2 protein-coding genes are annotated in these 2,347 nt (G+C 41.6%); one reads left to right on the top strand and one right to left on the bottom strand.

All coding sequences use genetic code 11. The annotated features are described in order from the left end of the window. On the top strand, positions 1 to 286 hold a 286-nt coding region (locus QZV24_RS10420), incomplete at its 5' end, for an Rrf2 family transcriptional regulator (protein ID WP_294523583.1). Between the two features lie 143 nt (positions 287 to 429). Here QZV24_RS10420 and QZV24_RS10415 read toward each other — a convergent pair. Continuing rightward, the gene (locus QZV24_RS10415) at positions 430 to 1,887 is read right to left on the bottom strand and encodes a DASS family sodium-coupled anion symporter (RefSeq protein ID WP_037352121.1); all 1,458 of its coding nucleotides are present in this window, start codon (positions 1,885 to 1,887) and stop codon (positions 430 to 432) included. Positions 1,888 to 2,347 lie beyond the last annotated feature (460 nt).

The following is a 2,347-nucleotide window of genomic DNA, read 5'->3' as shown; positions in this document are numbered from 1 at the left end:
CAAGAAATACCTGGAAATAATTGTGAAAGATTTAGTTCGCAGCCATCTGATTATTGGCACAAGCGGTAAAGGCGGCGGCTATAAACTGTCTCGTCTACCAGAGGACTATACGGTCGGAGAAATTATCGAACTTATGGAAGGAACTTTGGCTCCTGTTGCTTGTCTGGCAGATGGAAATCCGGAGTGTCCCAGAAAAGATATTTGTAAAACAAGGCCTCTATGGGTTGAATACTATTCCATGAAGCATAATTTCTTCTACTCGAAAAAATTATGCGACTTATTTTAATCCACACACCACCGGAACTCTGCAACAACACAAAAAGCTTGGCACATTGTCCAATAAACTATGTGCCAAGCCATTAAAACTTATCATCCCACAATTTTGATAGCCATTTGGATGATATCTTCAGTTGCAGTCAGCTATGAGACCTAAATGATAATTCCAAGCCACTTCCAATATGTTGCCGCCATCAGCATAATGAGGCTATAAGCTATTACGGTCAGCGGAATACCTGTCTTTATAAATGTCTTTGCCTCAAATGTTTCCGTACCGAAAGCCACCATATTCTGTGGAGCATTTACCGGCAGGATAAATCCAAAGCAAATGACATATTGCAAAATCAGTGTCATCCCTACAACGTTAAGATGTGAATATTCGGCTGCTCCTTGAAGCACCGAAATAATAATCGGAATCATCGCTGCCGCTAATGCAGTTGCACTAGCAAATCCCAGATGAATCACAATCAGGAACATAGCCAGAATAGCTATAATCATAAAAGCAGACGTATGATACAGACCAAATACATTCACAATCATATGCGCTATCCAAGTTGCAGCCTTGGTAGATAGAACTGCAGAACCAAGACTTATTCCTACACCAAACAGCACCAGTGTTCCCCAACCAATTTTGGCCTGTGCTTCTTTCCACGTCATAATCCCTATCCCTGGAAGCATCATGGCCGTTATCGCCGCCATTGTCGTGGAAGATGTATCAAAGTTATGCAATATCTTTTCCGTAGACCATAGAAATAACAGCAATAGGGATATTCCCAGCAGTTTCTTTTCACTCAGCGTCATCGGGCCTAACGCTTTCAATTCCCGTGCCACGGTTTCCTGCCCACCTTCTATCTCATCCATTTCAGGAGGTACAAGTTTCAACAACAAGAAATACAAAATCACGCTCATAATTGCAGCAAAAGGAGCCGCTGTTATAAACCAATCCAGCCAGCTAACAGTTGTCCCCAACTGTTTCTCGATAAATTCCAACGCAATCATGTTCTGCGCCGCTGCCGTCTTTATCCCAACATTCCAAATGCTGTCAGCCTGAGCGATGGCAATCATCATCACCGCTGAAAACCGGCTTTTAAGTGGCACACCAAAAGCGGCAATGATGCCCATAACAATCGGCACCATACATGACACTCTGGCTGTAGTGCTGGGGACAAAAAAACTTAGGATAAAACCTACCAGAATTACTCCGGCTAGCACATTTTTAGTCTTGGCACCAATCTTAGACAGAATAAACAAGGCCAAGCGTTTATCAAGACCAGTCTTCATCATCGCGGCTGAGATAAATAACGCTGCCCCTACCAAGGCAAGAGCAGGACTAGAAAATCCCGACATTGCCATTTTTAGTGCTCCGGAAGTTCCTAAAACCTTATCAGGATTCATCATATTCGGTGCCGTGCCAAGCAGGAATGCCATAAGCGAGATGATTATTGCAGCAGATACCGGATAAGAAACCGTTTCAAACATCCAAATTACGACAGAGAACACCAATATCGCCAGCATTCTATGTCCTGCTGTTGACAAATCTGGTGGTGTAGGCAACAAAAGTATCACCAACAGCGTAAATAATCCTAACGGCAAACCTATCTTTTTTCTCATTTACATCCATCCTTTCACGCAAAAAAGGCACACCTCACTCAGGAATTTGTGTTCCTCAATGCGATGTACCCCTTTGTACATTTACTATACATTATCTACATATGTTCTATGCTTTTTTTACATATTAACTTAATTGATATCTTTTGTCAATATATTTTTGTAAACTTGTAAACCAGGAAACCAACTTAATTCTTGATAAACTTACATTCTAAAGTGCATATATCAAATGACTACGCTGACTTGTTATACTATAAGTCACCATACTATCACCACAGATTCAAGCAAAGATGCATTTGCGATTCTTAATCGAATGTGCATTACCACAGTCAACTAGCTTTATTAATGTAAAAATATACAGTACCGCAGGCGGTATTATGCCATATAATAAGTCACATAGCATTTACAGGCACTGTCCTCTCCCCAATCCCCATTGGACAGCGCCGTTTGTGAGCTTCCCCAG

Origin of the sequence: uncultured Anaerovibrio sp., assembly GCA_902786545.1 — a bacterium.
Classification (GTDB): Bacteria; Bacillota; Negativicutes; order Selenomonadales; family Selenomonadaceae; genus Anaerovibrio.
This window is presented reverse-complemented; position numbering and strand designations above follow the sequence as displayed.